General features: G+C 70.1%; 16 protein-coding genes. 7 read left to right on the top strand and 9 right to left on the bottom strand.

What is annotated here, in order from left to right; all coding sequences use genetic code 11:
• Window positions 1-89: 89 nt before the first annotated feature.
• Window positions 90-2420, bottom strand: coding sequence for a chitinase C-terminal domain-containing protein (locus ACFWNN_RS12455; protein WP_382439983.1), 2331 nt, complete (start codon window positions 2418-2420; stop codon window positions 90-92).
• A 145-nt stretch (window positions 2421-2565) separates the two neighbouring features.
• On the opposite strand from ACFWNN_RS12455, the gene ACFWNN_RS12450 reads away from it, so the two are divergent.
• Both ACFWNN_RS12450 and ACFWNN_RS12445 read left to right on the top strand, forming a co-directional pair.
• Entirely contained in the window at window positions 2566-3156 is a 591-nt protein-coding gene (locus ACFWNN_RS12450; RefSeq protein WP_382439982.1) for a PadR family transcriptional regulator, read from the top strand.
• Complete coding sequence (locus ACFWNN_RS12445; RefSeq protein WP_382439981.1) at window positions 3153-4295, top strand: FAD-dependent oxidoreductase; 1143 nt, start codon at window positions 3153-3155, stop codon at window positions 4293-4295. The genes ACFWNN_RS12450 and ACFWNN_RS12445 overlap by 4 nt, the downstream gene beginning before the upstream one ends.
• Here the strand turns inward: ACFWNN_RS12445 and ACFWNN_RS12440 are convergent.
• Together ACFWNN_RS12440 and ACFWNN_RS12435 are read right to left on the bottom strand one after the other, a co-directional pair.
• Window positions 4280-4951, bottom strand: coding sequence for a response regulator (locus ACFWNN_RS12440; RefSeq protein WP_355303894.1), 672 nt, complete (start codon window positions 4949-4951; stop codon window positions 4280-4282). The two genes, ACFWNN_RS12445 and ACFWNN_RS12440, sit on opposite strands and share 16 nt — an antisense overlap.
• Window positions 4948-6519 carry an ATP-binding protein gene (locus ACFWNN_RS12435; protein ID WP_382439980.1) on the bottom strand — a complete coding sequence of 524 codons (1572 nt, stop codon included), beginning with the start codon at window positions 6517-6519 and terminating at the stop codon, window positions 4948-4950. The genes ACFWNN_RS12440 and ACFWNN_RS12435 overlap by 4 nt, the downstream gene beginning before the upstream one ends.
• A 142-nt stretch (window positions 6520-6661) precedes the next feature.
• Between ACFWNN_RS12435 and ACFWNN_RS12430 the strand changes: the two genes are divergently transcribed.
• The 3 genes from ACFWNN_RS12430 to ACFWNN_RS12420 are packed head-to-tail and all read left to right on the top strand — an operon-like array spanning window position 6662 to window position 9613.
• Window positions 6662-7636, top strand: a complete 975-nt coding sequence (locus ACFWNN_RS12430; protein ID WP_382439979.1) for a Bug family tripartite tricarboxylate transporter substrate binding protein — start codon at window positions 6662-6664, stop codon at window positions 7634-7636.
• Window positions 7633-8124, top strand: coding sequence for a tripartite tricarboxylate transporter TctB family protein (locus ACFWNN_RS12425; RefSeq protein WP_382439978.1), 492 nt, complete (start codon window positions 7633-7635; stop codon window positions 8122-8124). The genes ACFWNN_RS12430 and ACFWNN_RS12425 overlap by 4 nt, the downstream gene beginning before the upstream one ends.
• Window positions 8117-9613, top strand: a complete 1497-nt coding sequence (locus tag ACFWNN_RS12420) for a tripartite tricarboxylate transporter permease (RefSeq protein ID WP_382439977.1) — start codon at window positions 8117-8119, stop codon at window positions 9611-9613. Before ACFWNN_RS12425 ends, ACFWNN_RS12420 begins: the two co-directional genes overlap by 8 nt.
• Here ACFWNN_RS12420 and ACFWNN_RS12415 read toward each other — a convergent pair.
• Window positions 9610-10200: a TetR/AcrR family transcriptional regulator gene (locus ACFWNN_RS12415; RefSeq protein WP_382439976.1), complete on the bottom strand. Its 591-nt coding sequence runs from the start codon at window positions 10198-10200 to the stop codon at window positions 9610-9612. The two genes, ACFWNN_RS12420 and ACFWNN_RS12415, sit on opposite strands and share 4 nt — an antisense overlap.
• 10 nt (window positions 10201-10210) lie before the next feature.
• Window positions 10211-10999 (bottom strand): SDR family NAD(P)-dependent oxidoreductase, encoded by a 789-nt coding sequence (locus ACFWNN_RS12410; RefSeq protein ID WP_382439975.1) that lies wholly within the window; start codon window positions 10997-10999, stop codon window positions 10211-10213.
• 110 nt (window positions 11000-11109) lie between these two features.
• Here ACFWNN_RS12410 and ACFWNN_RS12405 point away from each other — a divergent pair, with 110 nt between their 5' ends.
• Window positions 11110-14094: a BTAD domain-containing putative transcriptional regulator gene (locus ACFWNN_RS12405; protein ID WP_382439974.1), complete on the top strand. Its 2985-nt coding sequence runs from the start codon at window positions 11110-11112 to the stop codon at window positions 14092-14094.
• On the opposite strand, the gene ACFWNN_RS12400 is transcribed toward ACFWNN_RS12405, so the two are convergent.
• The gene (locus ACFWNN_RS12400; RefSeq protein WP_382439973.1) at window positions 14066-14788 is read right to left on the bottom strand and encodes a hypothetical protein; all 723 of its coding nucleotides are present in this window, start codon (window positions 14786-14788) and stop codon (window positions 14066-14068) included. The genes ACFWNN_RS12405 and ACFWNN_RS12400 overlap by 29 nt on opposite strands.
• An 89-nt stretch (window positions 14789-14877) precedes the next feature.
• Entirely contained in the window at window positions 14878-15681 is an 804-nt protein-coding gene (locus tag ACFWNN_RS12395) for a calcium-binding protein (protein ID WP_382439972.1), read from the bottom strand.
• Between the two features lie 143 nt (window positions 15682-15824).
• On the opposite strand from ACFWNN_RS12395, the gene ACFWNN_RS12390 reads away from it, so the two are divergent.
• Window positions 15825-16190: a helix-turn-helix domain-containing protein gene (locus ACFWNN_RS12390; protein WP_382439971.1), complete on the top strand. Its 366-nt coding sequence runs from the start codon at window positions 15825-15827 to the stop codon at window positions 16188-16190.
• A 45-nt stretch (window positions 16191-16235) separates the two neighbouring features.
• On the opposite strand, the gene ACFWNN_RS12385 is transcribed toward ACFWNN_RS12390, so the two are convergent.
• Both ACFWNN_RS12385 and ACFWNN_RS12380 read right to left on the bottom strand, forming a co-directional pair.
• A complete protein-coding gene (locus ACFWNN_RS12385; RefSeq protein WP_382439970.1) occupies window positions 16236-16826 on the bottom strand; it encodes a ClpP family protease in 591 nt (196 codons plus the stop codon).
• A complete protein-coding gene (locus ACFWNN_RS12380; RefSeq protein WP_382439969.1) occupies window positions 16823-17437 on the bottom strand; it encodes a ClpP family protease in 615 nt (204 codons plus the stop codon). The genes ACFWNN_RS12385 and ACFWNN_RS12380 overlap by 4 nt, the downstream gene beginning before the upstream one ends.
• Between the last annotated feature and the right edge of the window lie 39 nt (window positions 17438-17476).

The following is a 17476-nucleotide window of genomic DNA, read 5'->3' as shown; positions in this document are numbered from 1 at the left end:
TGGTGCCACAGCGGGTGGATCTTGCGCCGAAACCTTCACAAGCGGAGACGCGGTCCGGTCTCCGGGAACGGGGACCGGACCGCGGCCGGTCAGACGCGTTCCCAGAGCGCTGGGACGTTCGGTGGTTCCCAGCCCGGCAACGAGGTGTGGCCCTGACGGCAACGGTAGGTCGCGCCGTTGTACGTCACCTGTGCCCCAGTCGCGTAGGACGTGTACGGGGCCCAGGAGCCACCTGGGTTGGTCGTGGTCGTCGTGGTGGTGGTCGTTGACGTCGTGGTCGAGGTGCTGGTCGTGGTGGGCGGGGTACCGGAACCGCGCGGCAGGTCGGCGGCGATGGCGTAGCTGGTGCCACCGAAGGTGAAGGTGAAGTTCGACGGTGTCGCGATCGGCATGTAGTAGTTCAGCCTGATGTCGGCCGAGGCGCCGGGCGCGATGGTCTGCCAGCTCGGCAACGTCACGGTGACGTGCTGGAAGTCGCCGCGCAGGCCGCCCGCGTTCGGGCCGCTGTGGCCGCGGGTGGTCACCGCGAGGCCGAAGCCCGACTGGTCGGTCATGCTGCCCGGCGCGCTCGTGCCGTAGTCGAACTCGACGCGGGTGCCGCCCGGGATGGTCGTGGTGGAGTTGTTGGTGATCCGCATGGTCGGGTTGATCGGGTAGTTGGCGTCGCCCAACGCGAACCCGGACACCGACACGGCCACGTTCAGCACGGACGACGGCATCGCGCGGCCCGCCTTCGACGCACCGTACGGCGCCGCGCCGCGCAGGCCCTCGTCGATCTTCGAGATGAGCGTGTCACCGATGTGGTACTGGGATTTCGCGCTGTCAAACGAGTAGTCGCCCGCCAGCTCCCAGATCATGATGCCGCCCAGGCCCTTGGACGACACGTAGCTCGTCTTGGCCGCGATGGACACGTCGTCCTCTGTGGACAGGAACACGCCCTTGGTGCTGTTCCACAGCCACGGCGTCACCATCGTGCTGTTGTAGTTGCGGGCGTACGTGCCGGTGAGCCGGTCGTCGGGGTCGTTGACCGGGTCCAGGCCGTACTGCGCGAGGTAGTCCGGCGTGATGCCGTTCTGCAGGTTCATGGCGTGCCACATCGGGTTCACGCCCGACGGCACCTCCATGCCGTTCAGCTCGTCGTGCCACAGGTTGTCGATGCCGACCGCGCCGTTGCCGCAGGGGACGGTCGACCCGACGGTTCCGCCGGTGCCGGGCGGGCACTGCGCCTGGTTGGGCAGGGCCGCGCGGCCCCACAGTCCGTTCGTGCCTCCGGTCACGCCTCTCCAGCCGCGCGTGTAGAAGCCGACGCCGATGTTGATCCGCCCGGCCTGCATCGCGCCGCGGAAGTAGTGATAGGCCCAGTCGGTGTTGAGATAGCCCTGCCCGTCGTACTGCGGGGTCGTGTAGACCTGCCAGTGCGCCAGTTCCGCGTCCTGACCGTTGTCGTACAGCGCCGCGTTCGGGCCCACGAAGTGGTTCCACGCGCCGTGCAGGTCGTAGCTCATGATGTTGAGGTAGTCGAGGTACCGCGTGACGCCGTAGGTCTCCTGGCCGCGCAGCAGCCACCCGGACGCCGGAACCGCCGCCGTCAGCAGGTAGTGCCTGCCGTCCGCGGCACCCGCGCGGTCGAGCTTGTCGCGCAACGTCCGCATCAGGTTCTCGTAGCCCGCCCACAACGTGCCGCGGTTGGGGTTGGAGATCCAGAAGTCGTCGGGATTGCCCGCGTGGTTGTTGGACGTCGCGTACTCGTAGTCGATGTCCGCGCCGTTGAAACCGTAGGTGCGCAAGAACGTCACGACCGAGTCGGCGAACGTGTCGATCGACGCCTGCGACTGCGCGAGCTTGTAGAACCCGCCGGTGGCGTTGCGGGTGCCGTCCGGGTTGAGAATCCCGCCCGACTCCGCCCAGCCGCCGATCGAGATCAGCGTCTTCACGGCCGGGTTCTGCTTCTTGTACTTGGTCAGCAGGTTGAAATGTCCCTTGTAGGGCAACGACGGATCCATCTCGGCACCCGGAACGCCCGGCCACTCCATGCCGGTGGACGCGTTCGACGACCCCGCCGGCCCGACGGAGATCCGGTTGTCCGTGCCGATCCCCGCGAACGCGTAGTTGATGTGCGTGATCTTGGTCCACGGGATGTTGTTCGCCAGGTACGCGGGCGCACCGTTCTTTCCCGTGCGCCAACTGGTGAAGTAGCCGATCATGCGACGGGTGTGCGACCCCATCAACTCACGGCCGGCGGTGTCGTAGACGGTGCAGTACGGGGTGTCGACGCCGGGCGTGCGGTACAGGCCGTCCGGGCGGCAGTCCTCGTGCTCGGCGGCCCGTGACGGCGCCGGGGCGATCACGGCGACCACCACGAGACCGGCGAGGGTCACCAGGGTCGCGAGCAGGGAGAGGAACTTCCTGGAGAGGCGCATGCCGAACCTCCTTGCAGGGAGGCGGCCCGCATCCAGTCTGGAACCGGGAAACGGACCGGTCAATACGAGGTTTAGACCAATACCTCAAATAGTTGACACTGACTAGTCAGAGTCGGATAGTTGACATCGACCAAGGAGGAGCAGGATGCGGCGCAAGGTGTCGAACCCGTTGGCGCTGGCGGTGCTGGCCCATCTCGTGATGGGCCCCATGCACCCCTACGAGCTGGGCAAACAGCTCAAGGACACGGGCAAGGACCGCAACATCAAGTTCAACCGCGGCTCGCTCTACATGGTCGTCGAGCAACTGCTGAAAGCCGGCTTCATCGCCGAGCAGGAGACCGTCAAGGACACCCAACGGCCCGAACGCACCATCTACGCGTTGACCGACGCCGGACGCGCCGAGCTGCACGACTGGATGCGCGAGCTCGTCCGCGACCCGGCCCACGAGTACCCGCAGTTCGGTGTCGCGCTGTCGCTCATCGCGGTGCTCGACCCGGTGGAGGCCGTGGACCTGCTCGCCACCCGCAAAGCCTCGCTGCGCAAGGACCTGGACGAGACCCAGGCGATGGTCGCGAAGGCCGAGACCGACGGCGTCCGGTGGATCTTCCTCGTCGAGGAGGAGTACCGGATGTCGTTGGCGGAGGCCGAGCTCCGGCTCGTCGAGAAGCTCACGGGGGAACTGGCGAAAGCCGAGTACCAGCACGAATGGCAGGAGATCTTCGGGAGGGAAAGATGAAGGCGTTGGTCATCGGGGGCGGCATCGCCGGCCCTGTCACAGCGTTGGCGCTCAGGAAGGCCGGCATCGAGTCGGCCGTGTTCGAGGCGTACGACAGCGCGGCGGACGGCGTCGGCGGAGTCCTCAGCGTCGCACCGAACGGCCTGGCTGCGCTGGAGGTCGTCGGGCTGCGACCGGACTTCGGCGAGCCCGTCCGCACGATGGTCATGGCGGACGCCCAGGGCCACGAGCTGGGCCGGATCACCGGCGACCCGAGCCGCGTCGTGTGGCGCGAGGACCTCTACCGCAGGCTCAGGGATCTGGCGGCGGCCCAGCGGATCAAGGTCGAGCACGGCAAGCGCCTCGAAGCCGTCGAGACCCGCCCGGACGGCGTCACGGCGATCTTCACCGACGGCACGACGGAGTCCGGTGACGTGCTCGTCGGCGCCGACGGCATCCGCTCGACCGTCCGCACGCTGATCGACCCACACGCACCGGGCCCCGAGTACGTCGGTCTGCTCGGTTTCGGCTCGTACGCAAGGGAAAGCGGCGTCCAGGCCGACCCCGGGACGATGTACTTCGTCTTCGGCAGCTCGTTCCTCGGCTACTGGGGCGAACCCGACGGCACCGTCGCCTGGTTCAACAACCTCGCCGTCCCGGAACCCCTGACCACGGCCGAGATCGCCGCGGTCCCCGCCGAAACCTGGATGGCCCGGCTGCGCGAGGCCTACGGCGACGACATGCCCGCCAAGCAGCTCCTCGCCCACAGCGACACGGTGATCGGCGCCGGGCCGTTGGAGATCATGCCCAGCGTCCCCCGCTGGCACCGCGACCGCATGGTCCTCGTCGGCGACGCGGCCCACGCCCCGAGCGCCAGCTCCGGTCAGGGCGCGTCACTGGCGGCCGAGTCGGCGGTCCAGCTGACCCGCTGCCTGCGCGACGTCCCCGACCTCACCGAGGCCTTCGCCACCTACGAACGGCTGCGGCGCCCGAGGGTCGAACGCATCGCGGCCCGCGCGGCCCGCACCAACAGCAACAAGCGCGGCATCGGTCCCATCACCCGGCTGCTGATGCCGTTGGTGATGAAGACCTTCGGCGCCAGGGCGTTCACGAAGGACCAGAACTACCGCATCGACTGGGACGCTCAGGTCAGCCGGTAACCGTGCGCGGGGCGGTTCGCCATGCCGTAGCGCGGCTGCACCTCCGCCTTGCCGATCGTCACCAGGTGCTCCAGGTACCGCCGCGCGCTCACGCGGGACAGCCCCGCCCGGTCCCCCACCTCCTGGGCCGACAGGTCGTTCTCGCTGTCCCGCAACGCGTCCGTCACCAGCCGCAACGTCACGGCGGACAGTCCCTTCGGCATCGCCAGGGTGCGCGGCCGGTGGTGCATCAACGAGTCGACCTCGTCCTGGTCGAGCACCTGCCCGAGCCGCTGCACCTCGATCCGCTGCGCCAGGTACTCGCGCATCCGGTCCAGGAACGCCGTGCGCGTGAACGGCTTCACCAGGTAGTTGTCGACGCCCCGCGACATCGCCTGGCGCACGGTCTCCCGTTCGCGCGCGGCCGTCACCGCGATCACGTCGACCGGCGGACCGCCCCGCGCCCGCAGCCGCGACAACACCTCGAGCCCGGACATGTCCGGCAGGTGGATGTCGAGCAGCACCAGGTCCGGGCGCAACGACTCGACGGCCCGCAACGCCTCGCCGCCCCGGTGCGCCTCCCCGACCACCTCGAACTCGGGCATCGCCTCCAGGAACCCGCGGTGGATCGCCGCCACGGCGAAGTCGTCGTCGACCACGAGCGTCCGCACGCTCATCGGTTCCCCGTTTCCGGCAGCCACACGTCGAACGACGCGCCGCCGAGCTCCGAGTCGGTGATCGCCACCCGGCCGCTGCGCCGGGTCACCACCCTCGACACCAATGCAAGACCAATTCCTCTGCCGTGCGCGCCCCGCGCGTCCTTCGAGGACACGCCCAGGTCGAAGATGCGGCCGCGTTGCGATTCGGCCACACCCGGTCCGTCGTCGTCCACGACCACCCGCACTCCGCTCACCGACGAGCGCACCAGCACCCGCACGGTTCCGCCGGTCTCCACGGCGTCGACCGCGTTGTCGACCAGGTTTCCCAGCACGGTCAACGCGTCGTCACCTGCACGAATGTCGACGGAGCTCTCGGGATCGAGCCGGAGCTCCACACCGCGTTCGTGCGCGGTGGAGGATTTTGCCAGCAACAGGGCCGCGAGCGCAGGATCCGCGTTCGCTCCGTCGATGATGTCGGCCGTGAGGGACCCCGCGCCGCCGACCCGTTCGATGTAGGCGACGGCGTCCGCGCCGCGGTCCAGCTCCAGCAGACCGCCGATGACGTGCAGGTGGTTCGAGAACTCGTGGGCCTGCGCGCGCAGCACCTCTGTCACGGTGCGTTGGCCGTCGAGCTCGCGCAACGCGTCGTGCAGCTCGGTGCGATCGCGCAACGTCAGCACCACGCCGACCGCGCGGTCATGCGTCTTGGCCGTCATCCGGTTCGCGACCAGAACCCGTTCTCCCGCAAGGACGAGACGGTCGGCGACGTCGTCGTCACCGCGGGCGAGCGCGAGCAGCCCGTCGTCCAGGACCTCCGCCGCGAGCCGTCCGCGAGGGTTCTCCGCGAGGTCCAGCAACCGCATCGCCTCGTCGTTGACCAGCGCCAGCCGTTCCTTCTCGTCCACCGCGACCACGCCCTCGCGGATGCCGTGCAGCATCGCGTCCCTGGTCTCCAGCAGCTGCGCGATCTCGGCGGGTTCGAGCCGGAACGTCCTGCGCCGCACCAGCTGCGTGATCAACGCGGCGCCGAGCACACCGATCGCCGCGGCCGCGGCGAGCCAGCCGATCAGCTCCGGCAGGTCCTCCGCGAAGTCGTCGGAGAGCTCGCTCTCCAGGATGCCGACCGACGCCATGCCGATGATCCGGCCGTCCGCGTTGCGCACCGGCACCTTGGCCCGCAACGACGTGCCGAGCGTGCCGGTCTCCGTGCCGACGAAGACCTCACCGGACAACGCCGACGTCGGGTCGGTCGACACCCGCTCGCCGATGCGCTTCGGGTCGGGGTGGGCGTAGCGGACGCCGTTGTGGTCGGTGACCACCACGTACGTCACGTTGGACGCCTTGCGGATCAGCTCGGCCAGCGGCTGGATGGTGGCGGGCGGGTCGACCGAGTCGAACGCCTCGACCACCGTGGGTAGCCGCGCCACGCTCTCCGCGACCGACAGCATCCGGTCCTTGTAGGAGTCGCGGATCCTGTCGCTCTGCAGTTTGGCGGCGAGCAGCCCGGCGGCGCAGACGGTCATCAGCACGATGACCACCTGCAACGCGAGCAGTAACGCTCCAAACGAAACAGACCGGCGGAACATGAATGGAATCATGACGCATCCGGTGTGAAACAGGTCACGAACTAAACGACCAATACGGAACTTACGACCTAACCCTTACGAGACGCCCACCGGTTACCTAGCGTCCCCGCCCAACGTTCGCGACGAGGCGAGGAGTGCTCGAATGACCACGGCATGGAGACGAGCGGTGGCGGTCGCCGCCGCCGGGCTGGTGCTCGCGGGATGCGGTCAGGGGGCGAAGAGTGCGAGCGGCGGTGACTCCATCGCGAAGCTGGAGATCATGGCGCCCGCCGACCCCGGTGGTGGCTGGGACCAGACGGCGCGGTCGATGCAGTCGGCCGTGCAGGGGGCCAAGCTCGCGAACTCGGTGCAGGTCACCAACGTCGGCGGCGCCGGCGGCACGGTCGGTCTGCAGAAGCTGCTGAACGAGCGCTCCGACACGTACCTGATGATCACCGGCCTGGTCATGGTCGGCGCGGTGGAGACCAACGCGTCGCCCGCCCGGCTGGAGGAGACCACCCCGATCGCCCGGCTGACGGCCGAGGACGAGGTCGTCGTGGTGCCGGCGGACTCGCCGCACAAGACGATCGACGACCTGCTCGCCGCCGTCAACGAGAAGGGCAAGGGCGTCTCGATCACCGGCGGTTCCGCGGGCGGCACCGACCACATCCTCGCCGGGATGCTGCTCAAGGCGAAGAACATCGCGCCGGACAAGCTGAACTACGTGCCGTACTCCGGCGGTGGCGAGTCGCTGGCGGCGTTGCTGGGCAAGAAGGTCGACGCGGGCATCTCCGGTGTCGGCGAGTACAAGGAGCAGATCAAGGCGGGCAAGCTGCGCGCGCTCGGCACTTCCGGCCCGAACCCCGTCCCCGACCTGAACGTGCCCACGTTCAGCGACCTGGGCGTCGAGCTGATCAACTGGCGTGGCGTCGTGGCGCCCGCGTCGATCTCGGCGGAGGCCAAGACCCGGCTCACGAAGCTCGTCACGGACATGCACGCGAGCCAGCAGTGGAAGGACGAGCTCACCAAGAAGGGCTGGACGGACACGTTCCTGACCGGCAGCGAGTTCTCCACGTTCATGGCCAAGGAGATCGGCCGCGTGAAGCCCGCACTGCAGGACATCGGGCTCGTGAAGTGATCTCGGCAAAAATCGAGGAGTTCGCGTTCGGCGGTCTGGTCGCGGCGATCGGGGTCTTCACCCTGGTCGACGCGACCACGATCGCCGCGCGCGACGACAACGTCGTAGGACCACGCGCTTTTCCTTACGCCGTGGGAGTTCTGCTGATCGTGACGGGCATCGTGGCGATCGTCGCGACGGCCCGCGGCAAGCTCGGCGAGGCCGAGGAGGGTGAGGACGTCGACGAGAACGTCCGCACCGACTGGATCACCGTGGGCAAGCTCGTGGCGGTGCTGATCGCGCACCTGGTGCTGATCGACCTCGTCGGCTGGCCGGTCGCGGCGGCGCTGCTGTTCTTCGGCGCGGCCTGGACGCTGGGCGCGACCTGGTGGCGTGCGCTGCCGATCGCGATCGTGCTCGCGCTGGTCGTGCAGGTGGTGTTCGCGTACGGCCTGGGCCTCTCGCTGCCCGCCGGGATCTTCGAAGGGGTGCCGTTCCTCGATGGATAGCATCACCATGCTGATGGAGGGCTTCGCGACCGCCGCCCAGCCCGAGTACCTGCTGTACGCGTTGCTGGGCGTCACGCTCGGCACCGCGGTCGGCGTGCTGCCGGGCATCGGACCGGCCATGACGGTGGCACTGCTGCTGCCGCTGACGTACACGCTCGACCCGACGGCCGCGCTGATCATCTTCGCGGGCATCTACTACGGCGGCATGTACGGCGGTTCGACGACGTCCATCCTGTTGAACACCCCCGGCGAGTCCGCGTCCATCGTGACTGCCTTAGAGGGCAACAAGATGGCCAAGGCCGGGCGCGGTGCGGCCGCGCTCGCGACGGCGGCCATCGGCTCGTTCGTGGCGGGCACGATCGCCACGGTGCTGCTCACGTTGCTGGCGCCGACCATCGCGGACGTCGCGGTGCAGCTCGGCCCGGCGGACTACGTGGCGCTGATGGTCGTGGCTTTCACGACGGTCGCGGCGCTGCTCGGGTCCTCCCCCGTACGCGGCTTGGCGTCGTTGGGGCTCGGCCTGTTCATCGGCCTGATCGGCACCGACACGCTGAGCGGGCAGCAGCGCTTCACGCTCGGCATCACGACCATGGCCGACGGCATCGACGTGGTCGTCGTGGCGGTCGGTGTGTTCGCGGTCGGTGAGGCGCTGTACGTGGCGTCGCGGCTGCGGCACGGGCCCATCGAGGTCGTGCCGATCGGCGGCAAGTGGATGACGGGCGAGTTCTGGAAGCGCTCGTGGAAGCCCTGGCTGCGCGGCACGTTCATCGGGTTCCCGATCGGCACCGTGCCGGCCGGTGGCGCGGACGTGTCGACGTTCCTGTCGTACGCGGCGGAGAAGAAGCTCTCGAAGCGGCCCGAGGAGTTCGGCAAGGGCGCGATCGAGGGCGTCGCGGGGCCGGAGGCGGCCAACAACGCGGCCGCGGCGGGTGTGCTGGTGCCGTTGCTGACGCTCGGCCTGCCCACCACCGCGACGGCGGCCGTGATCGTGGCGGCGTTCCAGAGCTACGGCATCCAGCCGGGTCCGTTGCTGTTCACCAACAACGGCCCGATGGTGTGGGCGTTGATCGCGTCGCTGTACATCGGCAACGTGATGCTGCTCGTGCTGAACCTGCCGCTGGTGAAGATCTGGGTGAAGGTGCTGCAGATCCCGCGGCCGTACCTGTACGCGGGCATCCTGCTGTTCGCCGCGCTGGGCACCTACGCGGTGAACTTCGTGACGGACGACCTGATCGTGCTGCTGGTGATCGGCGTGATCGGCTTCTTCATGCGGCGGCACGGCTATCCGGTCGCGCCGCTCGTGGTCGGCCTGATCCTCGGGCCGATGGCGGAGGAGCAGGTCCGGCGCACGTTGCAGATCAGCGAGGGCGACCTGAGCGCGTTGGTGACCAGCCCGTTCGCGGCGGTCGCCTACGGCATCCTGGTCGTGCTGCTGGCGGTGACGGTCGTGCTTCGGTTGCGCCGCAGGAAGTCCGAGGTGAAGGTCTAGGCCCGCACGGCGGCAAGCGCCTGTTCGTACAGCTCGAACGCATCGGCCTTGCCGCCGTGCAGGACCCACAGTTCCGTCGCGGCGTCCACGCACGCGAACACCGTGGCGATGACGCCCATCGCGCGGGCGTCCGGGACGTCACCGGAGTCGATGCCCATCCGCCGCTCGATCACGGGCACCAGCGCGTGCTGCCACCGCAGCCGCTTCTCGAAGTAGCGGGAGCGCAGCGACGCGGTGGTGAAGATCAGCCGGGAGATCTCCAGCACCCGTTGCGGGGTGTGGTTCGAGGCGGCGAGCATCGTGGTGAACCCGGCCCGCAGTGCGTCCCAGGCGGACAGGTCGGCCGGCTGGGCCGCGACGGTGCTGACCAGCAGGTCGCCGAGGGCGTCCTGGTCGCTGCAGACCAGGTCCTCCTTGGTGCCGAAGTAGCGGAAGAGCGACCGCTGCGACACCCCGGCCTTGCTCGCGACCTGGGCCATGGTCGTGGCCTCGTAGCCCTGCTGCTCGAACAGGGTCAGCGCCGTGTCGACGATCTCGGCGACCGCGGCCTGACGCGACCGCTCCCACAGCGACGCCGACTTCTCCATGCGACCCACTCTAGCTCTGGCGCACCATCCGGCCGATCATCCTGGCTCCCATCGCGCGCGAGGTGAAGTGGCGTCCCACGAACGCCAGCAGGCGGTTCATCCGGCCCGAGATGACGCCGACCGGCGTGACCCGGCGGTCCAGCGCCTTCAACGCCGTCGTGACGACGTCGCCCGCGGTCTGCATCCGCTGCCCTCCCGCCATCTCCTCGCCGGCCACGTCGAAGAACTCGGTGCGCGTGGCGCCGGGTGAGAGCACCATCACGCGCAGACCCGTGCCCTGGGACTCGACCCACAGCCCTTCGGTGAAACTCACCACGAAGGCCTTCGTGGCGCCGTAGACCGACGACCACGGCGTCGCCTGGTACGCGGCCATGCTCGCCAGGTTGATCAGGAAGCCGTGACCGTTGGCGCGCAACGGTTCGATGAACGCCCTGCTGATCTCGACGACCGCGTTGACGTCGACCGCGACCTCCTGCCGCAGCCGTTCCGGGTCCTCCTCGTGGAAGGCCCCGAAGTTCGCGAACCCGGCGTTGTTGACGAGGCTCGTGACACCGAACCCCGCGGTCTCGTCCGCCAGGCGTGCGCCGACGCCCGGTTGCGCAAGGTCCGCGGCCACGACGTGCACGGTCACGCCGTGTCTGCCGCGCAGCTCGGCGGCCAGTTCCTCCAGCCTGTCCTTGCGGCGCGCCACCAGCACGAGGCTCGCTCCTCGTGCCGCGAGGCGCCGAGCGAACTCCGCGCCGATGCCCGAACTCGCTCCGGTGACCAGCACCGTCTGCTTCCCGTAGTCGACTCCCATGCCGACACCGTACGCCAGTCTGGCAGTCACTGCCACACTGTCTATTTCTGCCCGAATTCATCGGTAACGTTGCCCCGGCAGGCACGATCTTGGGGCGTGGGAGGACAACGGTGATCCGGCGGCCCCGGCTCGAGGGGCTGCTCTGCGCGACGAGGCTCACGACGCTCGTCGCCCCCGCCGGGTACGGCAAAACGACTCTGCTGGCGCAGGCGCACACCGACCGTCCGGTCGTGTGGCACACCTGCCAGGAAGGCCATCGCCTGCTGCAACCGATGGCCGCCGCCCTGGCGGTGGGCTGGACGAGCGTGCCGTCGGTGTCCGGAGAGGACGATGCCGGGCGCGCGCACGCCCTCGCGGCGTTGCTGGCCGACGCCTGGCCGCCGGACGTGCTGGTCGTGCTCGACGACATTCATGTTCTCGGACAAGGAGATTCGGCCGCTCAGCTGCTGGAGGCGCTCTGCCTCCAGTTGCCGCCGAGCGCGCGTCTCGTGCTGTCCGGGCGCGCGCCCGCGCCGTTCTCGTTGCGGCGCCTGAAGGTCGACGGGGACCTGACGGAGATCACCGCGGCACAGCTGGCGTTCACGGCGGAGGAGACGGTGGCGGTCGCGGGGCACGACGTGCAGGACGTGACCGGCGGGTGGCCGATCGCGGTGCGGCTGGTCGCGGAGACGGGGACGGTCGAGGAGCTCGGCGACCTGGTGGACGAGGTGGTGGGGCGCGAGCCGCCGGCCACCCGCGAGCTGCTGCGGACGGCGGCCGCGTTCGACCGGTTCACGATCGACCTGCTGACGTGCCTGGGGCACGACCGGGCGCCGGTGATCCTGCCGGACCTCGCGCGGCGCGGGTTGTTCGTGGAGCACGTCCGCGCGGAGCCGGGGTGGTTCGCGCTCGTGCCGCTGGCGCGCGAGTTCCTGGAACCGGCCGCCGGGGTGCACTCGGATGCCGCGCGCTGGTTCGTGTCCCGGGGTGAGTACGTGCGTGCGGTGGATTCCCTTGCGGCGCTGGAGGATTGGGCCGGCGTCACGGCGTTGCTCGGCGACGTGCTGCGGACCCGTGGCGCGGACGCCGTGCTGGCCGCGACGCGCCTGGTGCCGGAGGCCGCGCGCACGGCCGAGGTGTGGCAGCTCGAAGGCGTGGCGCACCAGTTGCGCGGGGAGTGGTTGCCGGCGGCGGACCGGTTCACCCAGGCCACGTCCGACGGCCTCACCGCCGAACTGGCCTGGCGGATGGCGTGGATCCAGCACCTGCGCGGCGGTCCGCAGGACGCGCTGAAGATCTGCGACGGGTACGTGCCGGACGGGTCCGATCCGGCGGCGGAGTCGATGGTGCTGAGCACGGCGGCGAGCGCGCACTGGGCGTTGGGAGACCTGGAGTCGGCCGCTGCCAAGGCTTCCGCCGCGTTGGAGACGGCGACGAACGACGCGGGCACGGGCACCGCACACACCGTGCTGGCGATGGTCGCCGCGGCACAAGGGAAGCGCGACGCGTTGACCGAGCACTACGACCTGGCTCTGGACCACGCGCAGAAGGCCGGGGACGTGCTCGGTGTGATCCGGATCCGGTCGAACCGCGCGTCGCACCACGTCGAGGCGGGCGAGCACCGGGCGGCGTTGCGGGAGATCGAGGAGATGCTGCCGCTCGCGGACGTCACCGGGTTCGCCACCTACCGGGCGATCGGGCTGCACAACCGCGGCGAGGCGTTGCTCGGGCTCGGGCGGCTGGACGAGGCGGCGGCCGATTTCCACGCGGCGCAAAAGGTTTTCGACGCCGCCGGGAGCTGGCTGGCGGCGGCACCGCTGGTGTACCTGGGCGAGGTGCACCGGTTGCGCGGCGACCGGGCGCTGGCGGGGTTCGCGTTGCAGGAGGCGTTGCGGCTGGCGTCGGCCAAGAACACGGTGCCGCACCTGGTGCTGGCGCACGTCGGGCTGGCCGAGCTGAACGCGGTGGACGATCCCGACTCGGCTCGTGCGCACGCCCGCACGGCGTTGGACCTGGGCGAGAGCGTGGCGGCGCTGCTGGTGCTGGCACGGCTCGACGAGGCGAAGGACCTGTGCCAGGAGGCGGCGGAGATCGCGACCCGGCGCGGTGACCGGGCGGGGTTCGCGCGGTCGTTGCGGCTGCGCGGGGAGCTCGAACGCGACCCCGTGCTGCTGGACCAGGCGCTGACGTTGTGGCGGGAGATCGGCAACCCGCTCGGCGAGGTCGGCGTGCTGACGGCGCAGGCGGCGCTGATCGGTGGTGCGGCAGGGGAACACCTGGCGCTGGACGCCCGCCGGCAGGCCGCGGACCTGGGCGCGCGGGTGCTCGCCGAGGCCGCGGCGGCGGTGGCCGAGACGTGCCGCAGGGCGAGCAGGCCCGCGTTGTTCATCCAGACGCTGGGCGGGTTCCGGGTGCTGCGCGACGGCGAACCGCTGCCGCCCGCCGCGTGGCAGTCGCGCAAGGCGAGGGACCTGGTGAAGATCCTCATCGCGCGCCGCGGGCGGCCGATCACCCGGGAGGCGCTGGGAAACCTGCTGTGGCCGGACGAGGAACCGGAGAAGGTCGCGAACCGGCTGGCGGTGGCGTTGTCGACGGCGCGGAGCGTGCTGCGGGCGGGCACGGGGATCGTGGCCGAGGGCGACGCGGTCCGGCTCGACCCGGACGTGCTGCCGGTCGACGTCGTCGCCTTCCTGGCCGACGCACGGGCCGGACTCGCCGCTGCCGCAAGGGAATCGTCGGAGGCGCGGTCGTTGCTGGCGGCGGCGGAGTCCGCGTACCACGGGGACTTCCTGGAGGAGGACCCGTACGAGGACTGGGCGGCGCGGCTGCGCGAGGAGGCGCGGTTGATCTACCTGCAGGTGGTGGCGGTGCTCGCCGCACGGGCCGAGTCGGGTGGGGAGCACGCGCTGGCCGGCAGGTACTGCCTGCGCGTGCTCGAACGCGACCCGTACGACGAGCCGGCGCACCTGATGCTGGTGCGCGTCCTCGCCGCGGCAGGGAGTCACGGCGAGGCTCGGAGGAGCTACCAGACCTACGTCACGCGGATGCGGGAGATCGACGTCGACCCGCGCCCGTTCCCCGGCGTGCTCAGGGAGAGCACACGACGTAGGGCGTGATCGACCAGCGGATGGCCTGGCCCTGCGCGTCCGTGCCCTCACCGGTGACGGTCGCGCCGGGCCCGTTCGTCGTGACGTCCTCGATGATCGCGCCGCCGACCGCACCGCCGGCGCTGATCACCTGCTCGTTTCCCTGGCACGCAACGGACTTCGCCGCCGTCTTGGTGATGACGACGCTCGTGGTGCCGCCGCGCAGCGTGAGTCCCGGCCGCGTGCCGCAGATCGCGTAGGCCGTGACGTCGTTCGTGGACTCCACGAGGGCGCTCTTGAGGTTGCTCTTGGGCGCCATCTTGGTGAAGTGGCCGATCGTCTCGCCCGCGACGCCCAGGGTCTTCTGGTTGCCGGGGCAGGCCGCCTCGGCGCTGTTGTCACCGCTCTTGGACACCAGCGTGAAGTCACCGGCCGCGCAGGTCGCCCGCGCCGTGACCGTCCACTGCTGGTTGGTGCCCGCGCCGTGCTCGACCGCGGTGACCTCGACGCTCGTGAGGTCGTCGGCGGGCCGCAGGCGTGTGATCGTCGTGCGCTCGCCGGTGACCGCGCCGCCCGTGCCGACGACCTTCGTGCCCGCCGGGCAGCTGACCTGCACGGTCTTGGCCACCGACGACGCCGGGCTGGTGGCCTGCACGGCCACCGGGTCGTTGGTGCTCGCGGTGGCCGGGCTGGCCATGCTCAGCACGAGCAGGGCCGTGCTCATCACCTTCACGTCCATCCCCCTTCAGGTCCGCGGGCCGTCGGGGCCCGCGGACCTGAAGGATGCCGCGCTCGATTAAAGCCGCCTTAAGGTCAGGGGCAGCTGACCAGCGTGTCGCCCGCCTCGGCGTCGAGGCAGGTGTCCACGCCGAGGCCGCCGTTGAGCGTGTCGTTGCCCGCGGCGCCCCAGATGAGGTCGTTGCCGTTCAACGCGGAGATGCTGTTGGCGAGCGCGTTGCCGACGAGGTGGTCGACGAAGTTGGTGCCGGTCAGGTTCTCGACGTCGCCCGCCACGTAGTCCTTGAGCGCCAGCGTGTCGTAGCCGTCGTCGGTGCCGGACCCGATCGTGACCGACACCCCCGAGTTCGGGTGCAGCGAGCTGCCGATGCTGTAGTCGACCCGGTCCACGCCCGCGCCGCCGTACACGTTCACGCCACCGCGCTTGGGCCGCAGCACGTCCACGCCGTCACCGCCGCTGATCGTGCCCCTGGCACGGGTCTCGATGACGTCGTTGCCCGCCTCGCCGTACACGTGGGCCGGCATCGCGTCGGCGTTCGTGTTGTCGTAGGCGATGTTGACGCGGTCGTTGAGGTCGTTCGCCCGGATCTGGATCGACGTGATGAGCTTCGTCGCGCCCGACTCGTAGACGCAGTTGGCGTTGGCGCCGCCGAGCGAACAGCCCGCGCCGACCGCGATGAGGTCGCCGGAGTCGGTGACGGTGAGGCGGTGCAGCACCGGGTCGAGGCCGACGGTGATGTTGTTCGTCTTGCCGGGCTCGGCCTCGACGATCAGGACCTTGTTCGACACGTAGACGGTCGTGTGCGGCGCGGCGTGCGCGACGGCGGGCAGCGCGACGGCGGCGATGGCGGCGGCGCCCAGACCGATGAGCAGTCTCATGTTCTCCCCTTGGATTGCCTTGACCTTGCGGGGAACAGCCTGCTCAGCGGTCTTTCGGTCACCTTCGAGTGGATTTAGGGCGGTCTTTCTGCTGGTAGCAGAACGGCGGCTGGGGGTGGCCGGGGTGCTGTCACCATGGCGACATGGCGGAGATCCTGGACTTCAAGCGCACCCCGGAACCCCTGTGGCGGGAGGCCCTGGGCCGCAAGCTGCGCGAGACGCGGGAGGAGCTCGGCGAACGCCTCGTCGACGTGGCCGATCGGGCCGGCATCTCGGTGCAGTACCTGTCGGAGATCGAACGCGGCCGCAAGGAGCCGTCCAGCGAGATGATCGCGGCGGTGGCCGGGGCGCTGGGGATCGACCTGGCGGACCTGCTGATCGGAATCGCCGGGCAGATGCGCACCCTGCGGGCCGGCGGGCTCGTCGGAGGGAACCAGTTCCGCACCTCGCGGCCGATGGGACGGCCGTCCGGCCCGGTGGCCATGGTCGGCGCGTTGCTGGCCGCCTAGCGTGAGGGCCGCCGGGTGGCATGCCGGCGGCCCTGAACGCGCCGGTCACGGCCGTTGGTCGAGCACGCGGTCCACCAGGCCGTACTCGACGGCCCCCGGCGCGTCGAACACCCGGTCGCGGTCCGTGTCGTGGCGCAGTTCCTCCGGCGTCCGGCCGGTGTGACGCGCCAGGATGGCCTCCAGCTGCGTGCGCACGCGGACCACCTCGTCCGCCGCGAGGATCAGGTCCGGGATGGTGCCCCTGCCCTGAGCCGCCGGCTGGTGCAGCACGACCCTGGAGTGCGGCAGGACCGACCGCCGGCCTTCCGCGCCCGCCGCGAGGAGCACGGCGCCCGCCGCCACGGCCTGGCCCACGCAGGTGGTCGCCACCGGGGCCTTGATGTAGCGCATGGTGTCGTAGAGGGCGAGCATCGCCGAGGGGTCGCCGCCCTCGCAGTTGATGTAGAGGTTGATCTCCAGGTCCGGGTTGTCGGCCTCCAGGTGGAAGAGCTGGGCGATCAGCGCGTTGGCCACCCCGGAGTCGATGCCGGTGCCGAGGTAGACGATCCGCTCGGACAGCAGGTGCGAGTAGACGTCCATGACGCGCTCACCGCGGGCGTCGCGCGTGATGACGTTCGGGATCGTGTAGGTGCTCATGCGACGGCTCCTGAGTGCAGGCCCAGCTTGTGCGTGCGGACGGGAACGACCTGGCCGAGATCGCTGACCACGTGGTCGATGAAGCCGTAGTCGAGGGCCTGCCCGGTGGTGAACCACCTGTCGTGCAACGAGTCCGTGAAGATCCGCTCGAACGGCTGGCCGGTGTCCTCGGCGATCAGCCCGAGCACGGTGTCCCTGGTGTGGCGCAGGTCGTCGGCCTGCACCTCGACCTCCACGGCCGAACCGCCGATGCCCGCACTGCCCTGGTGCATCAGGATCCGGGCGTGCGGCAACGCGAACCGCTTGCCGGGCGTGCCGGACGAGAGCAGGAACTGCCCCGCGCTGCACGCCAGGCCGAGCGCCAGCGTGGCCACGTCGCACGGCACCAGCCGCATGACGTCGCGGATGGCGAGCATGGACGGCACCGAGCCGCCCGGCGAGTGGATCCACAGTGCGATGTCCTGGCGCGGGTCCTCACTGGCCAGCGACAGCATCTGGGTCATGAGGACGGTGCCGTTGTCGTCGTCGAGCGGGCCGTCGAGGATCAGCACCCGCTGACCGAAGAACCGTTCACGCAGCCCTGGGCTGAAGAGCTTCTCGGAGGTCGTCATGTGGTCGACGATGCCGAACGACGCGGCGGGTTCGCCGCT

The organism is Lentzea sp. NPDC058450, assembly GCF_042721395.1.
GTDB lineage: Bacteria > Actinomycetota > Actinomycetes > Mycobacteriales > Pseudonocardiaceae > Lentzea.
Note: the sequence above shows the minus strand (reverse complement) of the source record. Positions and strands in the feature narration are given on the sequence as shown.